This window comes from Bacteroides sp. D1 (genome assembly GCF_000157095.2).
In the GTDB taxonomy this organism is placed as follows: domain Bacteria; phylum Bacteroidota; class Bacteroidia; order Bacteroidales; family Bacteroidaceae; genus Bacteroides; species Bacteroides xylanisolvens.
Genome location: NZ_JH114344.1, coordinates 222,213 through 242,007, shown reverse-complemented (window position 1 = coordinate 242,007; position 19,795 = coordinate 222,213). Strand labels below are relative to the sequence as shown.

Genomic DNA, 19,795 nt, shown 5'->3' with positions numbered 1-19,795 from the left:
ACCGTTGACGGCACAGTATAGCGGGGAGAAAGCTTCTTCAAAACGGCGCCAGTCTATCTTATTGGCAAGCAGGTATAAGGGATGCCTGGGATTCAGCTGGTCTGTCAAAGAGCTGAACAAGGAGGGCTGAGGGGTGGTCTTGTTTATCATAATAATCTGCAAGTTTTCAACCATAAAGATACAAAAACTTGCAGATATATCAAAGCAATTTATATATTAATATGTTGATTATTAGGCGTAAAAGCACATTCTAAGGGGCGACTATTTATTGAATACTATTCAGTAAATCAATTTTTCCTTCGTTTACTAGCTTGAGTATCAGTTCGCCGAACAATGTATTCTGCCATGCAAACCACGCACGTGTGAACTTCTCAGGATTATCTTTATGGAAAGATTCGTGCATGAATCCTGTGCCTGCATCTGTATTTATTAGCATTTGGATGCATTCTTTGATTTCTTGGTCATCTTGGCTTGTAAAGGCTTTCATCATAATACTCATGGGCCATATCATATCATAACCAATATGCGGCCCCCCGATACCTTCTCCGGCTTTTCCTTTAAAGAAGTAAGGATTGTCTTTACTCCATACAAAGCGGCGGGTATTTTGATAGATCGGGTCGTTCACATCTACATCGCCCAAATATGGCATTGCCAGCAGGCTTGGTACATTGGCATCATCCATAAGGAAATGATTTCCGAATCCATCGACTTCGAAAGCGTAGATTGTGCCGTATTTGGGATGATTATAGGTTGCATATTGTTTCAGAGCCGTTTCCACTTCCTGTGCCAGTTCGCTGCATTGTGTTGCCAATTCGGTCTTTTGATTGACAGTCTCTAATATTTCAGCAGCTTTCCGGAGTGAAGTAACTGCAAAGAAGTTGGAAGGAACCAGAAATTGAAGGGTGGTAGCATCATCGGAAGGACGGAAAGCCGAAACGATTAATCCTACAGGATTTACCGGAGCGCCCAGCCCGTCGTTGTTCAGCGTATCAAGCGCACGTTCCGTTTTTCTCTGGAATTTATAAGGACCTACTCCCTCTTTTCTCTGTTGCTCTTTGAATGTTCTCAGGATATTGATGACGGCTTGAATCCATTCATTATCAAAAATACTGGCGTCTCCCGTCTCTTTCCAATACTGATAAGCCAGGCGGAGGGGATAGCAGAGAGAGTCAATCTCCCATTTACGTTCGTGCAGTTCCGGCTTCATGTCCGTCAGGTCTGTCATCCAGTCGCCCCCTTTAGCTCCGTCGTTGAAAGCATTTGCGTAAGGGTCGATATTGATACATTTGAATTGGCGGCGGATAACGCCCTCGAGCATTTTCTTTAATTCCGGGTCTTTATGAGCTAGCTGGATATATGGCCACACTTGAGCTCCCGAATCACGAAGCCACATGGCATGGATGTCTCCGGTATAGACAAAAGTATCCGGTTTGCCATCGGTGGTGCGATAGTGTACGGTTGTTTCCAATGTGTTGGGAAAACAGTTCTCGAACATCCAGGCAAGTTTGCTGTTGGTCAGCAGGTTCTTCACTCTCAAGATTTCAGCTTCTACTGCCTGTGAAGTGAATAAACGGTCTTTTTTAGCCGGACGCTGGCTTTTATACTTTCCGGTAATTTCTGCTTGCTTGGCAATCATGGTATTGTCCTTAGGACAAATGAAAGTGGAAGCGTTCATATTGCTTCCGATAAATAGAACTGTCGCAAGGGTGCAAAGTCGTGCGTTTCTTTTTATCATATTTCTTTTTATCATTTATTAATGTTCTACAGTAGTTTATTCAAAGGCAGAAAGCCGACTGTACATCTCTATCATGGCAGCTTGTGTCAGCAGCCATTTTTTATTGTCTTTTTTATTGCCGCTGAGGTCTGTATGGAACAGTCCTTTTTCATCACGTGCGTTCTCCCAGGCATAATCGAGACTTTTGTTAAAGGCATCGAGATATGTTTTATTCTTGTCAAGATGATAAAGTTCGATGAATCCTCTGAGCATCACGGCAGTAAACCAGATATCTCCTTTCTTTATCATTTTGAATGGTTCTCCGGATACGGGTGTAAAATCATAAAAGAAGTAGTTGTAACACTCTTTGGCAATGCTTTGAGCTTCTTTCAGATAAACCGGATTGTTCGTCAGTTGGTAAAGGAGGGCAGCGGACTGCATCATTTGTCCGCTGTTGTAAGCGAATTTGGCTTTTCCGATTTTTCCATCCAAACGAATATTGTCGAAATATAGATAATCTGTACTATCTTGCAAATGTTCTTTAGTCCATTCGTACAACGCTTTACCTTTTTTGAAATAACTGCTGTCGTTTGTTGCTTTGAATAGTTTTAGCGCAAAAACAGAACCAGGAGCATTTGAACAGGTGTTCTTCGATTCTTTTTTCTGCTCGCACCAATAGATCCCGCCTCCGAGCACACTATCTGTTCCGCTTTCTATAAAATCCCATATAAGTGTGGCTTTGTCCAAATATTTTTTGTTTTGGGTGAGTTGGTAAGTGTCTGTAAAATCAATGCCTAACCATACATTGTCGTCATAAAAACGGTCTGACACAGGAGCGGTACGCACATACGACGAATAAGCATTGGGAGTGCGTGCAGTGTCAAAATACTCATCAAGTCCCGGTAATACCCGTTCGTCCAGTAGTTTTTGAAATTCTTTGTTTTGAGTGGCTTCGAACAGTGCATTTACTGCGGAGAATGTTCCGGAGTAAGGCCAGAGATACGAATAGGCGTTTGGCACGTTAGCTTGTTCTTCTGATGCCAGATAAGTGACTTTGTGCTTCTCGTCAAAAGGAAAATTTTCGCGAAGCAGACAAGTGTTGGGTACTGAATAGTGAACATAGAGGGAGTCCAGCGTTTGCTGGGCTCTCTCTAAATTGATGTTTGGATTACTATTCCCCTTTGGTGCGCATCCGGTGAGGAAAGCAGCACACAGTACGGTTTCAATAATTCGCATGTTTCTTGTTATTTTTTATATTTTTCGTAATAAGCTTTTGCTTCTATCAGGGTGCAGCCGCTTGTCTGTATGGTCAGTTGAGTGCTGCCTTCGGCTCCTTTTGCCCAACTACTTCCGTAGAGAAGGTCGGACTTGTTGACGCCTTTTCTCCATAATATATCCGCATTGTTATTGAAGAAGGTGATAAACTTCTTCTGATAAATGGGTTCCAAATTATCATCTAAAATGAGTTTCACAAAATAACGGATGAATATTCCTTTGAACAGTCCGCCATCACCGTTTCCTTCGTCTCGGAGAAGATTGTTTCCTGCGTCAATCATACTGCCGTCACTGATTCCGAAATAAGCGGCTTTACGGGCGTCTTTCAAATATGATGCTTCTCCTGTAATCTTAAACAGTTCGTGGGCTGTTCCGAGAAATGTCCCTTGGTTATAACTCAATGTCAGAGTATTTAAGTTATCCGTTCTTCCGTCTATATTGTCGTAGACAGCTCCTGTGGCAGGATTGAACAGATGTTCTCTTTCCCATTGGTAAATCTTGATAGCCCATTCTTTGTATTCCTCCACTTTTTCTATTTGATATAAGCGACAGGCGATGAGGCCGGCAGGACCGTTGGAACAGGCATTCTTGCTCCATACATCACCGTGGTTCCATGCGATACCACCGTTGCAGTATTCTTCATTCCAACCTTCCTTAATCCAATTCCAAAGTTGCTTGGCTGTATCCAGATATTTAGCTTCATCGGTGACTTCATACAAACGTATCATGGTCAGGGCAATCCATTCCATGTCATCGTAGAAGTTATTCCAATAACTTCCGCCGTTTTTGGAATTGATGCCAGCATACCACTTGTCGAAGCAGTCTTTATATTTAGCATCATGAGTACGAATATAGGCATCAATCAATACGTCCATAGCATGCGCTTGCGGCCAGTAATGAAAAGTTTCGTCATAACCGTCGCTTTCATAGTTGAAGTAATTGCCCGTTTCATTCCAGAAACGGTTAATTATGGTGACCGAGCTACTGTCTGCTGCTGCTTCCCAGTTGATTGTATAAAGCCCCTTGTCGTACATATACTCGTCTTCGATGTTGCTGCAACTTTGGAACATCAGCGCGAGGAACGGGACACATAATAATAGTTTTTTCATACATCTTCTTAATTAACTGGTTCTATAGAATGGGTGTAATTTTCACCGGTAAAAATAACACGAACTTTTGTATTATTTCCTATGATTCCATCATTAAATTTCCATTTACGATCCCATTGACCTGCTTCTGCATTATCATTTGTTTCCATGATATAGAAATAGGATGGATCTGGGTTTGCTCCTGGTACTACGTCTGTGTCGTTTTTGGTGCCCCAAATCAATTCGCTATCGTCCGCATATACCATTAGGAGTTTGTAACGATTGTCATTATTACTAGGACTTATTGTACCTGTTCCCTCAAATACTCCATTTCCTATATAGGGTAAGTCAAGAAGGACATTTCGATCCCAGCAGTGCCATAGTCCCATTGATTTAATTTCTTTTGTAATGACTGATTTGTTGGAGAAATCTACCTTAACACGATAAATTCCGTCTTTTTCGACAGTGGTAATTCCGTCTCCACTTTTAATCTCTCCATCTTCTATATAGAAGAACTTTGCATCTGCTTCTTGAGAAGAAGCCATCTTATAAGTCTTTCCTCCTTGCAGCCGGGTGAATATTTCAAATATGCCTTCTCCCAGTTTATTGTATTGCACGGCTTTACTGATATCATTTCCCCCTTCACTGGCTTCACCTGTCAAGAATAAGTTTTTAGGAGTTGTTTCCGGTTCTTCAGGAGATACACCGTCTCCGAGAGATACAAAATGTGTATAGTTTGCTCCGTTGAATTTAACGGTGACTTTGGTCATGCTACCATCAAACTGATTGTCAAATTTCCATTTGTGATTCCATTGCGGTTCATTACCTTCATTGATTCCATATTCTTTGATAAAGTAATATGAATCTTCTTGACCAGCTCCGTTCGGAGATGAATCTACGTCATTCAATGTTCCCCAATACATATCTTTATCGCTGTAAGACATCAACAGTTTGTAACGTTGGTCTTTTCCCCAGCTTTCCTGTTTAAACGTTACTTTGCCTTCTCCTTCAAATATTCCGTTACCTTTGTAAGACAGCTCGAAAATAACCTTGTTGCTCGGGCAGAAAAATACTCCTACTGATTTTACTTCCTGAATAGAGACTGAAGCAATAGAGAAGTCCATAGTGATGCGATAGATTCCGTCTTTTTCTACTGTCGTTTCGCCTTCGCCTTCTACAATTCTATTTCCATCAATGTAGAAATAGTTTGCGTTGTCATTGGTTTTATCTACCAGCTTATAGCTTTTTCCTCCTTTCAAACGGGTAAAGATTTCAAATGTTTCCTGTTCGGGTGAGGAACAAGGTACTGCTTGACTGATATCACTTCCCCCTTCGGTTGCTTCACCGGTGAGAAATAATTGAGATGGAACCTCTGCAAATCCGAGCATACGGGTGATCGTCAGTTTATGTGAGACATTGCTCATTGCCGTGCTCAGACCGCGTGATGCGATGACCGTCCAGATAATTGTACCTGTCTCTCCACTGTTCAATCCTGCTGCTGCACCTATTTTATTCAGTGTTTTATGACTGATAGTCGCGTAATTGCGCGCCCCGTTGTTGTCAGACAATACTTTGTAAAGAGGATTAGAAAAGTTTCCCCCTTCTTTGTCGAAAACGATTTCGTAGAGCGGTGAGCCACTGTCTTCAGCTTTCGCTGCTTCCCATTCGAAGAATAGGGAAGCGGTAGCAGATGCTACTAGTTCTACACTTTTTCCGCTGATTGGTTCATAAAGTTGATTCACCGGGCTTACTGCCGTATCTCTGTATTCCATATCTTCCGTACATGAGAAGATGATTGCTAATGTAGTGAATAAGGCGACTACTTTTGTTATTTTTGTTTTCATATTAATTTCCTTTTAATAGGGTGATTAGTTAGAATATCCGGGATTGTTAGGGGCTAGATTCGGATTCAGGTTGATTTGGCTTTGAGGAACTGCCCATAAATAATCTCTGTTTTCGTCGAACTGACGTTTATCCAGTCGGATAGGATTACCGTTGTTGAAGTTTGCGCCATAAACATATCCTTCAAGGTATTCTTTTCCGGCTTTCCAGCGTTTGATATCATACCATCTCAATCCTTCGAGGGCTAGTTCGCAACGGCGTTCGTTACGGATGATTTGTCTCATTTCCGCTTCTGTCTTTTCGGTAGGATAAGCTTTTGCTTCTTCTGTGAATCCAGCTCTGTTTCGGAGTGGGAGTATGGTCTGATTCCAGATAGTAGCATCCATGTTTCCTTTCTCAAATTGAGCCTCTGCATACATTAACAAAATATCGGCATAACGTATGATGCTAAGATTTACCCCAGAATTCATATCACCTTTTGCTTGTGGGCTATAGTATTTGCGGGTGTAATATCCGGTAGCAGTTTTGTTACTTCCGGCTTCATACTTATCCACTGTGTTGGATTGCGGATTGATTTGAATGATAGTTCCTGTACTGCCGTCCGAAACATTCTTACTCCAGTCATAACCGTCATAAACAACAGTGGCGGTCAGCCGCAAATCGCGGTTGGCATACGGAGTACTTGGATTGTATAACGGGCTATTTTCATTGAATGCTTTGCCATCTACCATTAAATAACTGTCTACCAACGATTGTTGCGGAGCGCGGTTACAAAGACGTGCACCAACTGATAGCGGAGCCATATCTGACATCTCACCCCATGTCAGTAGGAAAGGAACGTATGCACGGTCTAGAATAATCTCCTGATTATATTCGTTGGTTTCTTCAAAAACACTACGATAAGTGGGGAGAAGGCTGTATGTGCCATATTCATTCTGTTTCTTTATCAGATTATCGCAATATTTGATAACGTTATCCCAGTCACTGTCCATTAGGTAGACTCTCGCCTGTAGAGCACTGACCGCTCCTTTGGTAATCTTGCCTTGTTCAGCATCTTGCAATTGGTCACGGGTGGGAAGTGCGTTTGCTATATCTTCTAATTCCTGATGGATGAAGCTGATGATGGTAGCACGTGGAGTACGGGCAATGGAGTTGGATTCATCAATTGTAATATCTTTGTCAAAGAATGGCACATCTCCATACAGATTAGTTAGCCGGAAATAGATAAAGGCACGGATAAAACGAATTTCGGCAATCATGCGTGCTTTGACAGCTACATTCATTCCCGGAACCAGATCTACTTTCTCCAGAAACACATGGCAGGTTTTGATACCACCGTATAGATCCTTCCATTCATTTTTAAAGAGTTCTAAAGAAGGAGTGCCCATACCTTTGCGAATGGCACGCGGGTCGGTTACATTTCTTCCGTCGAATACATTGTCACTCAGACTTTCGTCCTGCCACATTCTTCCGGCATTGTACATTTGGCTGTAGGCCATGTTAACTACGTATTGTGCTTTCTCTGTGGAGTTCCAGAAGCTGTTGTCCGTGAATTTGTTGGACGGGGTATTTTCCATATCGTTGCAACCGGTCATCAGCACGGAAGCAACCCCAGCCACTAAATAGAGAAGTTTATATCTTTTCATACTGTTGTTTGATTAAAATTCAATGTCTACACCAAATCCGAAATAACGCAGAGTAGGATACGAACGCCCACTATTGGCACCGCTTGTGCTCATTTTGGAATCAAATTCGGATGATTCCGGGTCTATAAACGAGTTGTTGCTGAATGTCAGTAAGTTCTGACCGTTTATATACAAGCGGGCTTTTTGCATTCCCAAATGTTTAGTCCATTCTTTGGGCAGGGTATAACCAATCGTGAGGTTTTTCAACCGCAAGTATTTACCGTCTAGCAAGAAGAGGTCGGAGCCGTTTCCATTGCCGTAGTTGTTTCTGTTGGAGTCAGAACCTGGCGCTGCTAATCTTGGCCAGCGGGCCTCGGTATTGGTTGGTGTCCAGAAATCCAGTTGATGTTTATAAATGGTATAAGAGTAGTTGGCGTGATATGGTTCTATCAATTCACCACGCAACATCATGTCACGTTTGCCTACTCCTTGCCAGAACATACTGAAATCGATCCCTTTCCAGTTCAGACCGTAGGTGAATCCGAAAGTATAACGTGGGAAGGCATTACCAAGAATAAACTTATCTTTTGAGTCGATGATACCGTCGTCATTTCGGTCTACAAATTTAATATCTCCGGGTTGTACCTTAGCTCCTACTGGTATGGCAGACGCTTCAATTTCATCGTAACTTTGGAAAAATCCTGCCATCTTATAGCCATAATAAGAGTTCAAGGGAACACCGACCCGGATGATACGGCTTAACTCTTCCACTTGGGTAATTTGTTCGTCTCCGGGGAATTCCAATACCTTGTTCCAAGAATCTCCCAAATTAAAGTTGAAATTGTGAGTAAACGCCCCAGTTTTCAATCGATAGTTGACAGATAGATCCCATCCCTGATTTTGCATCTTGCCGATATTTGCCATAGGCATTTCCGTACCGAATACGGAAGAAATCAGCGGTTTCATTAAGATGTCATTCGTTCTTTTATGGAAGTAATCGAAAGTGACAGTCAGACTGTTTTGTAGGAAAGAGGCATCGACACCGATATTGAATGTTTGGGTTTTTTCCCAAGTCAGATTTTCTAGTCCCAGTTTGAATCCGGCTCCCGATACCGTTTTGTTATTGTAGGCATAGCTGTTGTCATACACGTCATATACGGTAAAACGATCGTAAGTACCGATTGCTTGACTGCCCAAGATACCATAAGAGGCTCGTAACTTCAAGTCGCCTATCTTTTCTTTATAAAACTCCATGAAGGATTCTTCTGTAGGGCGCCACCCCAAGGAAACTGAGGGGAAAAAGCCCCAACGATAATCCTTGTGGAACTTAGAAGCTCCGTCGTAGCGAAAACTGAATTCTGCATAATATCTGTCGGCATACGAATAACCTGCACGTCCAAGGAAAGAGGTTATGCTGGTGCGGTTACTGTCGTCAACGGAAGTTTTTCCTGTGATGTTTCCCGGCTCACTGGTTGTTTCGTCAGTAGCAATACCTAAATCGGGGTCTACATACTTCTTTTCTATTTCGTTACTGCTTTGTGTGTATGACTCGTTGGTCAATCCTACTAGACCGTTGACCGTATGCTTGCCGAATGTTTTGTTGTAATCCAATAGCAGTTGAGTATTGATAAGATAGGCGTTACTGTTCCAGTTACTGGTTTTGTTGTTCTCTTTTTTGATTGGACGCGGTTCTGTGGCTTCTTCGCTACTATAATAAGCCACTGCATGATTCCTGGTAAAACGTGTGTCGTTCATGATGTCAGCACCGAACACTCCTTTCAATTTTAATCCGTCAATAATCTTCATTTCGGCGGAAACGTTTGTGTTGATGTAGTTATTACGGTATTTATTTCTTCCACCCGCTTCCAACTGTCCCAGTGGGTTGAACTCGGACAATATATCATTCAGTAGGTATCGTCCGTCTGCTGATTTCATTTTATAGTAATAGTAGGTCGGGGTGCGGGCGGCATCTACTTCCAGGCTTCCTCCGGTAGTGCTTACACTGTTGTTGCGGGCATAAGCAAGGATTCCGGTCAGTTTGAAGCGTCCGAGCTCAGTACTCAGACTTGTGCGGAAGTTGTAGCGTTGAACACCGAAAGAGTCGTTTCCTACATAGTTGCTTTCCTGATCGTAATAACCCATTGAAATCATGTAAGTAGAGTGTTCGCTACCTCCGGATACGCTTAGGTTATAATTCTGTTGCATGGCTGTTCGCATAATCTGGTCAAAGAACCAGCTCTCTTCATTCTGATGAGCGGCTAAATCGCGGATTTGGTCAGGAGTATACTTGGGAGCATTGCCTGCATTGGTTTCTGCAAGATTTCTCAGTGTTGCGTTTTGATAGCCTGCTACCGGAGAGAACAGGATGTCCGGATTTTCCCAACCTATCATGCCGCTCAAGCGGACTACCGGACGCTGGTTCTTTTTCCCTTTTTTGGTGGTCACCACTACTACACCGTTGGAAGAACGTGAACCGTAGATAGCGGCCGTTCCTGCATCTTTCAAAATAGAGATGTTTTCGATGTCCATCGGATTCAGCTTATTGAAGCTTTCACCGTCAGCTACCAGTCCGTCTATCACAAATAGAGGGCTATTGTCATTCAGCGTACTGATACCACGGATATTGAAATTCGTTTTGTTATCATTCGGGTTGTGGTTACGTTGCTGTATGATAACGTTCGGTGCTGCTCCTTGCAATGCCTGAGTCATGTTTGCCACCGGACGGTTTTCAATCATGTCGGCTTTTACTTGGTCTACCGCACCTACCGCACTTTTACGGGTTGTTGTGCCATATCCTACTACAATAACTTCATCGAGGACTTTCGTGTCTTCTTTCATGCTAATGGAAAGAGAACTCTTTCCGTTAACCGGAAACTCTAGAGTAGCATAGCCGATGTACGAAAAAACTAGTGTATCATTGGCGTCACATTGAATGGAGAAGTTGCCGTTGATGTCTGTAATTGTTCCGATTCCCGACTTGCCTTTTACACTTACGCTTACTCCGATGAGAGGTTCACCGGATGCATCTTTTACCGTTCCTTTTACGAGGGTATTCTTCGTTTGCGAAGTGCTCAATATGCTCGCCTGTCCGGCATTAATGTCGGGCGCCAGAATAAATAAAGAGGCTATAGCGAGACTGAAAAACAAAAGTTTATACTTTCTACAAGTCATACCTTGTTTTGATTTAAGGAATTAAATTAAATGATTAAAATTCTCTGATGCTAGTTTTGATTTTGAATGGAGAGTACTTTTAGGTCATACGTATTAGTGTTTAATGGTTAATATAAAATAGTGTCTTGACCGTTATGAAAATCAGACGTTGCAAATATGGGGGTGGTGCTGAGGAATGTATGTACGAATTTATGCCATTTATGTCTTTTCTTGATAAAATGGCAGGAATTGAGGAGGAAATGGCGGAAAATCGTGCAATTTATTATCTGTTTATTATTGGTGTAAGAAGTTTCTTTATTACTTTTGTATTAATGAACTGCATCCTTTGCTATTGAATGAAATACTTTGTTGCTTATGGGAAAAACATATCTTTCTCGATTTTTCTTTTTTCTCGTTATCGGTTGGTGGAGTCTGTTGGATGTTGAGGCTACAGCATATAGTTTGCGTCAGTTTTCCAGCAAAAACGGATTGTCTAATAGCGCCATTCTTTCTATTTGTCAGGATTGTGATGGATTGATCTGGATTGGTTCGTGTGATGGATTAAATGTGTTTGATGGGACTGAACTCCGTTTGTATAAGCCTGTTGATGTCCGGAACAATTTGTCAGGTAACTTGATTGATAATATAATGGAAGCGGAAGACCATGTTTTATGGATACAGACGAATTATGGACTCGACCGTTTCGATACTCATTTGCAGACTGTTCAGCGGTTTAAAGACTTTCAGGATATTAGCTGTATGGCAAAAACGCGGGAGAATGATGTCTTGGTCATTAAGGATGACGGTTATATTTATTATTTTGATCGGAAAGGACTTAAATTCCACCGTTTGAATGCAAAGCGGTTAGCTTTTGAGGATATACAGTATATATGTGTGGATAGTGCGAATGTTCTATGGATTTTTTCTTCTAGTGGTGATGTCCGTAGTTATGTTATTGAAAAGAAGGAAGATAGTATCCCGGAACTTATTCTTCAGTCGTTGTTTGAGCAGGAGGGAGAGTTGTTTTGGACATCAGGAGAAGGAGATTTGGTTTATTTTATTGACGGTGCTTATGATCTTTATGAGTATGATTTGCGTAGCCGGAATAAATATTTCATAGCTGATTTGAAAGAGGAGATAGCTCAGCGAGGGCAGGTCTCTTCTATTGTCAAGCAAAGAGATGATTATTATGTCGGTTTCAAAAGCAGTGGATTGATTTGCTTGAAATATCAGTCCGACAGTAAGGTTAAATATGTCATGCAATCAATCGGCATTGAATCCGGCATTTTCTGTCTGTTTAAAGATCGATTTCAGGATATTATTTGGGTGGGAACTGATGGACAGGGGGTATATATGTATTTCATCGACCATTTTTCTATTCGGAATACTTTATTGGATACTTCTGACTATCAAATTAACACTCCGGTGCGGGCTTTGTTTTTGGATGATGAACAAACGTTATGGGTAGGGACTAAAGGAGATGGAATTTTGCGTATGCTCCGTTATGCTCCAGATACGGGAGGAAAGTTTGATGTGGAACGGTTGCATACAGGGAATAGTTCGTTGACGGATAATTCCGTTTACTGTTTTGCTCCTAGTTGTTGGAATCGACTGTGGATAGGAACGGAGCATGGGATGAACTATTATTCTTATCGGGAGAGAAAAGTAAAAGAGTTTCCTGTTATGGTTGACGGTAAGACGTTGAGATATGTGCACTCTATATGTGAATTGAATGACAGTACGATTTGGGTGGCTACTGTAGGTGAGGGAATTGTGAAAATTGTACTGAACGTTTCTGATGGAGAACCTAAAGTTATGTTTACCCGAAGAATTGTGTTAGATGGAGGGAGAAGAGCTTCTAATTACTTTTTTACGTCTCATCAGGAAAATGATTCCATTCTATGGTTTGGTAATCGTGGTTATGGTGCTTACCGGATGAATGTGAAGACGGAGGTGATGATGCCATTTCGTTTTGACCAGGAAGTCAGTAACCAGGCTGTAAATGATATTTTTGCCATTCTTTCAAATAAAAAAGGCTATTGGTTGGGTACTAGTTTTGGGTTGACACACATGCAGTCGCCCGGTAATTATCGGGTATATAATGAGGCAGATGGATTCCCCAATAATACGGTTCACGGCATTTTGGAAGATGGCGAACATAATCTTTGGCTAAGTACCAATCAAGGGGTGGTACGGTTTAATATTGAGGCAAATACTGTCCAGGCTTATAATCGGCAGAATAATCTGGAAGTCACAGAGTTCAGTGATGGTGCTTTCTTTAAGGACGAGCGTACAGGGACTCTCTTCTTCGGTGGAACAAACGGATTTATTACTATCAATGAAAACGATCTTACGGCTATGGAATATATGCCGAAATTGCAGTTTTACCGTCTATCTATCTTTGGAAAAGAATATAATATTTATCATTTTTTGCGGCAAGATAAAGATGTGGAAGTATTGGAACTGGATTATAGCCAGAATTTTTTCAATTTATCTTTTGTAGCTGTCGATTATATCAATGGTAATAATTATACTTATTCTTATATGATAGACGGACTAAGCAATAATTGGATAGAGAACGGCTCTTCTACAACGGCTGTTTTCTCCAATCTTCCACCCGGTCAATACACTCTTTGGGTGAAATGCCGGAGTAATATTATGGGTAAAGAAAGCAAGCCGTACTCTTTGGTCATTCGTATTGCTCCTCCTTGGTATATGACACAATTAGCTTATTGGGGATATTTCTTGCTGTTTCTTCTTTTGCTTTGGGGGCTTGTTTATATGGCTATTCGTCGCTATCGTCGGAAACGGGATATTATTATTGAGAAACTGAACCGACAAAAACGAGATGAAATTTATGAATCTAAATTAAGGTTCTTTACAAATATCACACATGAATTTTGTACGCCTCTTACTTTAATATCAGGACCTTGTGAGAAGATTCTGTCTTATGCCGGAACAGATGGATATATCCGTAAATATGCTGATTTGGTTCAACAGAATGCACAGAAACTGAATTCGCTGATTCAAGAATTGATAGAATTTCGTCGGTTAGAAACAGGGCATAAGGTATTGGATATACAAGAGGTAGCTGTGGATGAGCATACTCGGGGCATTGCCGAATCTTTTGGTGAATGGGTGGAAAGTAGAAAGGTGGATTATCAACTAAATATTGAGGAGGGAGATCGCTGGAATACAGATGTGAGTTGCTTGAGTAAAATTGTCAATAATTTGATATCGAATGCCTTCAAATATACCTCCGATGGCGGTAAGATAACTGTGGAGCAATGTATTGAAGGAGAAAGGCTTTGTATCCGTGTATCCAATTCAGGTAAGGGAATTAAGAAGGAGAATCTGGATAAGATATTCGACCGCTATAAGATTCTGGATGATTTTGAAACGCAGAATAAGAACGAAGCTTTCCCGAGAAATGGCTTGGGACTGGCTATTTGTCATAGTATGGTGAATCTGCTTGCTGGAGAGATTCGCGTGATGAGCATACCGGAAGAGGTGACGACTTTTGAGGTTGTTTTGCCGATGTTGACTGTCACTGATGCGAAATCAGGAGAATTGAAGGAACTGAAGAAGCAAGTAATGCCAATTAGCGATAAACCAGTAGAGCAGAAGAAGGATATTGTTGCAGATTATGACGCTTCTAGGCAGACTATAATGATTATTGATGATGATCCTTCTATGTTGTGGTTTGTGACAGAAATTTTTGCGGGTAAATATAATGTGCAGCCGTTTAATAGTGCTCAGGAGGCGTTGGAACAGCTGAAACTGAAACAACCGGACTTGATTTTATCGGATGTGATGATGCCGGATATGGATGGACGGGCATTTGCGAAGATTGTGAAGGAAGATAAATTGTTGAGTCATATTCCGCTAGTATTGCTCTCGGCACTTAATTATATTGATGAGCAAGTGAAAGGAATCGAATCGGGTGCGGAGGCATACGTTACAAAACCTTTTAATGTCGAATATCTAGAGAAGATTGTAGAAAGGCAGATTAGGCGTAAAGAGGATATGAAAGAGTATTATAGCTCTATTTATAGTGCTTTTAAACTGGAAGACGGGCATCTTTTGCATAAAGAAGACAAGTCGTTCTTTGAGAAAATGATGCGAGTGATAGATGAATATGTGGAGAATCCGGAGCTTTCGGTAGAGTTGTTGAGCGCTTCATTAGGGTGTAGCACTCGTCAGTTTTATCGGAAATTGAAGAATGTAACGGATAAAACTCCGGCTGACATTATCAAAGAGTATCGTCTGACGGTAGCGGAACGCCTGTTGCTTACTACAAATCTTACAGTAGAGGAGATTATGAATAAGGCGGGTTATACGAATAGAGGTACTTTCTATAAAGTGTTTTCTCAAAAGTTCGGAATGCCTCCGCGGCAGTATAGAGAGATGAAAAAAAAAGATTTGAAAGAGAAGGACTTTCATTAGTATAATTGAGTGGGGGTGTGTCAAGGGTTTGAATAGTTTATCATTTTGACACACCCTCAATTTCTCGGAAGATTAAAGTTGCTTTTTGGGCTTTCTTCTCGCCCATCCTTCTTCACTAAAGTCGGGTTCTTTATCTTTGAAAAATTCCTGCCAGTTATCTTTCCTTTTCGGTCCGCGGGCATCCGAATATCCCCGCTCTGCACGGCTTGGTTTTTCCTTCTTGCTGGATTTTGAACCTTTGGCAGAAGCATCCTTAGATTTTCTGTCTTTATTTTCATAGCGTGGAGCGCGCTCTTCGTTTTTACCGGATCTTTTACCGCCTTTGCGTTCACCCGAACCGTTTTCGTGTCCTTTTCCACCTTCTTCACTGGAGACTTCTACAACAACTTTACGACCATTCCATTTGGCACGGTTTAGAGCTTTTAGAACATTGACGGTTTCTTTTTCAGGTACTTCGAAGAAAGAGAAGTTCTGCATCAGGTCAATGCGTCCCAACTCGATACGTCCGCGTGTATTACTGTTCAATAAGCCGATAAGATCACTGGGGAAGAAACTGTCTGTTTTACCCAGATTGATGAATAGGCGGTTGAGGCCTGGAGCAGCTTTCCGACTTCTCTTTTCGAAACCATTTTCTTTGCGGTCACTTTTTCTGGCACGTTCACTACGGCTTTCAATTGTTGGTTGTTCTATTTCCGGGCGGTGGCGGTAATATTCTGCGAAACGGTTGAATTCGTGCGAAACCACTCGTTTTATCAGGTCTTCCTTGCTCAACCATTCTAGTTTACGATAGATTTCCGGCATGAAGCCTGCGATTTCTTCTTCATTTACTTTTACTTTTTCAAGGTCGTCAATAACCTTAATCAACTGCTTTTGGCAAATGCCTGCCGCAGTCGGCATCTCTCCGGTAATGAATTTCTTGCCGATAATTCGTTCTATTTCTCTTAACTTTCCCTTCTCGCGGAGATTGATGATAGCGATAGAAGTACCGGTTTTTCCGGCACGTCCTGTACGTCCGCTGCGGTGAGTGTAGCTTTCTGTATCATCAGGCAAGCCGTAGTTGATGACGTGAGTCAAATCGTCCACATCCAGACCACGGGCTGCTACATCCGTAGCAACAAGCAGCTGCAGATTACAAATACGGAACTTTTGCATGACAGTGTCTCGTTGTGCTTGTGAAAGTTCGCCATGCAGCGAGTCGGCATTATAGCCTTCTTGCATTAATTTGTCAGCAATTTCCTGTGTTTCCTTGCGGGTACGGCAGAAAATAATACCGTATATTTGCGGGTAATAGTCGACAATGCGTTTTAAAGCCTCGTATTTATCTTTCGCTTGTACGGTATAAACTACGTGTTTAACGTTGTTGGTACTTTCGTTCTTACGGCCAATAGTAATTTCTTTCGCGTTACGTAAATAGTTCTTGGAGATACGTGCAATTTCCGGGCTCATAGTAGCGGAGAAAAGCAGTGTGTTACGTTCTTGCGGTACATCAGCCAGAATAGCGTTAATGCTATCTGTAAATCCCATGTTCAGCATCTCGTCTGCTTCGTCCATTACAACGTTGCGGATGGTGGATAGGGAAACGGTCTTGCGTTCCATCAAGTCCAGCAAACGTCCAGGAGTGGCTACGATGATATGTACGCCTCGTTTCAGGCTGCGTATCTGGCTGTCAATGGAAGAACCTCCATATACAGGCAGTACTTTTAGTCCATCAATGTATTTGGAATAGTCGTTCAAATCTCCTGCTATTTGGAGACAAAGCTCACGAGTAGGGCAGAGGATAAGTGATTGTGGGATTCTGTTCTTTACGTCAATTTGTTGGAGCAGAGGCAAACCGAATGCGGCTGTTTTACCTGTTCCTGTCTGTGCAAGAGCTACTACATCATTATTTTCTCCTAAAAGGTACGGAATCACTTCCTCTTGTACCGGCATGGGATTCTCGTATCCCATTTCTTCAATTGCTCTACGTATCTCCGGAGAAACACCAAGCTCTTCAAATGTCTTCATTAAATCTCTGTATATCTTTTATTTCGGCTGCAAAGATAGTTAATTTAGTTGATAATGAATGGTTGATAACGGATAATTATTGTAGACGTCATCATATTTATGGATCAGTCTGAAAATTGGGGGATTTGATTCAGAGCAATCATATTCTTAACAAAATAGATTCATTCCGGTGTGAAAATGAACTAAACTGTGCAGTTCTGACTCATTCGATAGCGGAATACTGCGTAACTTACCTCTTTTTTTATAAATAAAGTATCATCAATGCCACTATAAGATTATTGCCATTCATCGCTTTCACCTGATTCTTGAAATGCCGATGAATAAGGCTATAGCGGGTGAAAGCGAGGGGTGAAATCAGGTGAAACAGAACATTATCGGTTTCACCTTGGCTTTTCAAAATATCCTTTGAGCTAAAACCAATATCATTATAGCTAATCCGGATATCATTATAGCTAATGAAAATATGCTTATAGCAAATCCATTGTCAGGTATTAATAGATGAACTGTCAGATGTTAATAGCTTAGTTGTCAGGTGTTAATACCTTGGTTCTCATCTGTTAATACTTGAATTGGTACATCTGTAGATTCAACAGATTGGATCTATATACTCACCGTATTGCATCTATATGTCCATCACGGTGGCTATATATATTCATCACGGTGGCTATATATGTCCATCACGATGGCTATATATGTCCAGCAATCGGTATAAATAAATTCAAAAGGTGAAAGCGATAATGGAAGCCTTCACCTGTTTTTTTCCTACGCTTTCACCCGCTATCTCCTTATTCATCGATGTTTCAGTTATAAGGTGAAACGGGTGAAACTTATGAATCCAAAGTTCATGTTATACTTATGCAAATCAGTAATTGAAAACAAAATCTCATTCATTCCAATATAGAATTGAATTAAATTTTAAGGATGTGATTGCACTGAATCAAATCCCCAAGAATTACAACTGAGCCATATTTATCCTTTATCAACAATCAATTATCTGTTAATAAAATGCTGCGCAACTGTTCTATGTCTTCCATAAAGAGTCCGATTCCTCTTTTCAGATACGTTTGTATACTCCTATATAGTTGTTGAGCGAATGATATAAAGCTCTGTGTCCTTTTGTGCATTATGGTAAATTTTACCTGTATTTCTTAGCAAACTCCACGGATACCGAATTACTGAAACTTCCGCAAACCTCCGCTGCGAAGTCTTTTCCGCATTGGATTATTTTATCCCATATTTCTTCATTCAAGTTATTTAGATCGCGGTATCGAACATCATATTTGAGTAATCCATAAATGAGTCCTGCATTAAAATTGTCGCCGGCTCCGATGGTGCTGACTGCCTGTAACGGTTCTACCGGATAATCTTTGTTGACCAGATTGGTGCGCAACGCTACCTTTTCCCCGCCTGCAGTACAGATGAATCGTGGGCAATAGAACTTGATTTTATCCTTGTATATCTTGTCTATATCCTGCATATTATACATATAGAGGAAATCCTCTAATGAACCACGTACGATATCTGCATATTCAAGATTCTCAATAATGGTTGGAGCCAGTTTCATGGCTTCGTTCTTATGAGAAGAGCGGAAATTCGGGTCATAATAGATGATGGCTTTCTTTTCTCGTGCCTGATCGAGTAATTCGAGAACCTTTTCCCGCAGTACCGGATTCAATGCATAATACGAACCGACCATCACAATGTCATCTTCCTCTAATTTAGGGAATAGGACGTCCAAGCGTTGTTTGGGATAATCCTTGTAAAATATATATTCTGCATCGCTTTGCTCGTTGAGAAAAGCCAGAGATACCGGTGATTTTCCGTCCGGGAATACGTTGACATGATCGGTTGGGATATTATTCTCACGCATAAACTGCAGGATAATATTGCCTACACGGTCATTCCCGGTTTCACTGATGAAGCCGACGTTTATTCCCATTCGTCCCAATGAGACGATGCCGTTGAATACAGAGCCTCCCGGTACGGCTGCGGAAGGCTGGTCGCCTCGAAAGATGATATCGAGGATTGTCTCTCCGATACCGATTACTTTTCGCATAGTGATCTTGATTTTTCTCCCAGATAACCACCATGATGGCGTTTTGAATATTCGGCGATCGTAAATCCTGTTTCTTTCATGGTTTGTACCACCAATATATCTCCGATCACTGTCATGGCAGTGGTAGAGGTAGTAGGAGTCATGCCTAACACACAGACTTCAGCCGGCTTACCGGTACTAAGACAAACATCCGACTCTTTTGCCAACGGACTGTCCGGATTACCAGTAATAACAATAAACTTCAAATCCGGATCCAGATTATGAGCCAGACGGGTTAATTCCACAATTTCCCGTGTCTTGCCCGAGTTGGAGATCAACAGGAGTAAATCATTTTTTTGTAAAATACCCAAATCACCGTGTTGCGCCTCGCTGGGATGCAGAAAGACAGATGGAATACCGGTGGAACAAAAAGTTGTAGCAATGTTCATGGCAATCTGTCCGGCTTTTCCCATACCGGAAGTTACCAGTTTTCCCTTTTTCTGATGTATTTGTTCTACAATCAGTTTTACTGCTTTTTCATAAGCGTCTGTTATTGGGATGTTGAGCACAGCTTGTGCTTCCTGTTGCAAAAGTTGTTTGATGGAGTCTATCATAT

The 19,795-nt window shown here is 41.5% G+C and carries 10 protein-coding genes; 1 reads left to right on the top strand and 9 read right to left on the bottom strand.

Translation table 11 applies throughout. The features are described 5' to 3' along the window. Positions 1–265: 265 nt before the first annotated feature. From BSAG_RS07615 to BSAG_RS07640, 6 genes are read right to left on the bottom strand one after another with little or no spacing between them, the layout of a single operon-like run. Positions 266–1,735 carry a glycoside hydrolase family 125 protein gene (locus BSAG_RS07615; RefSeq protein ID WP_008641652.1) on the bottom strand — a complete coding sequence of 490 codons (1,470 nt, stop codon included), beginning with the start codon at positions 1,733–1,735 and terminating at the stop codon, positions 266–268. Between the two features lie 36 nt (positions 1,736–1,771). Further along, entirely contained in the window at positions 1,772–2,950 is a 1,179-nt protein-coding gene (locus BSAG_RS07620) for a glycoside hydrolase family 76 protein (RefSeq protein WP_004317660.1), read from the bottom strand. Between the two features lie 8 nt (positions 2,951–2,958). Then, positions 2,959–4,098 (bottom strand): glycoside hydrolase family 76 protein, encoded by a 1,140-nt coding sequence (locus tag BSAG_RS07625; RefSeq protein ID WP_004317658.1) that lies wholly within the window; start codon positions 4,096–4,098, stop codon positions 2,959–2,961. 8 nt (positions 4,099–4,106) lie between these two features. Continuing rightward, positions 4,107–5,921 carry a SusE domain-containing protein gene (locus tag BSAG_RS07630; RefSeq protein ID WP_004317655.1) on the bottom strand — a complete coding sequence of 605 codons (1,815 nt, stop codon included), beginning with the start codon at positions 5,919–5,921 and terminating at the stop codon, positions 4,107–4,109. 24 nt (positions 5,922–5,945) lie between these two features. Continuing rightward, positions 5,946–7,565: a RagB/SusD family nutrient uptake outer membrane protein gene (locus BSAG_RS07635; RefSeq protein WP_004317653.1), complete on the bottom strand. Its 1,620-nt coding sequence runs from the start codon at positions 7,563–7,565 to the stop codon at positions 5,946–5,948. 12 nt (positions 7,566–7,577) lie between these two features. Further along, on the bottom strand, positions 7,578–10,715 hold the full coding sequence (locus BSAG_RS07640; RefSeq protein ID WP_008015620.1) for a SusC/RagA family TonB-linked outer membrane protein: 3,138 nt from the start codon (positions 10,713–10,715) through the stop codon (positions 7,578–7,580). Between the two features lie 354 nt (positions 10,716–11,069). On the opposite strand from BSAG_RS07640, the gene BSAG_RS07650 reads away from it, so the two are divergent. Beyond that, positions 11,070–15,140, top strand: a complete 4,071-nt coding sequence (locus BSAG_RS07650) for a two-component regulator propeller domain-containing protein (RefSeq protein WP_004313809.1) — start codon at positions 11,070–11,072, stop codon at positions 15,138–15,140. Between the two features lie 72 nt (positions 15,141–15,212). On the opposite strand, the gene BSAG_RS07655 is transcribed toward BSAG_RS07650, so the two are convergent. The 3 genes from BSAG_RS07655 to BSAG_RS07665 all read right to left on the bottom strand — a co-directional run bounded on the left by BSAG_RS07655 (position 15,213) and on the right by BSAG_RS07665 (position 19,793). After that, positions 15,213–17,144: a DEAD/DEAH box helicase gene (locus tag BSAG_RS07655; protein WP_004313810.1), complete on the bottom strand. Its 1,932-nt coding sequence runs from the start codon at positions 17,142–17,144 to the stop codon at positions 15,213–15,215. Between the two features lie 1,135 nt (positions 17,145–18,279). Beyond that, positions 18,280–19,200 carry a carbohydrate kinase family protein gene (locus BSAG_RS07660; protein ID WP_004313811.1) on the bottom strand — a complete coding sequence of 307 codons (921 nt, stop codon included), beginning with the start codon at positions 19,198–19,200 and terminating at the stop codon, positions 18,280–18,282. After that, a complete protein-coding gene (locus BSAG_RS07665; RefSeq protein ID WP_004313812.1) occupies positions 19,188–19,793 on the bottom strand; it encodes an SIS domain-containing protein in 606 nt (201 codons plus the stop codon). The genes BSAG_RS07660 and BSAG_RS07665 overlap by 13 nt, the downstream gene beginning before the upstream one ends. Positions 19,794–19,795 lie beyond the last annotated feature (2 nt).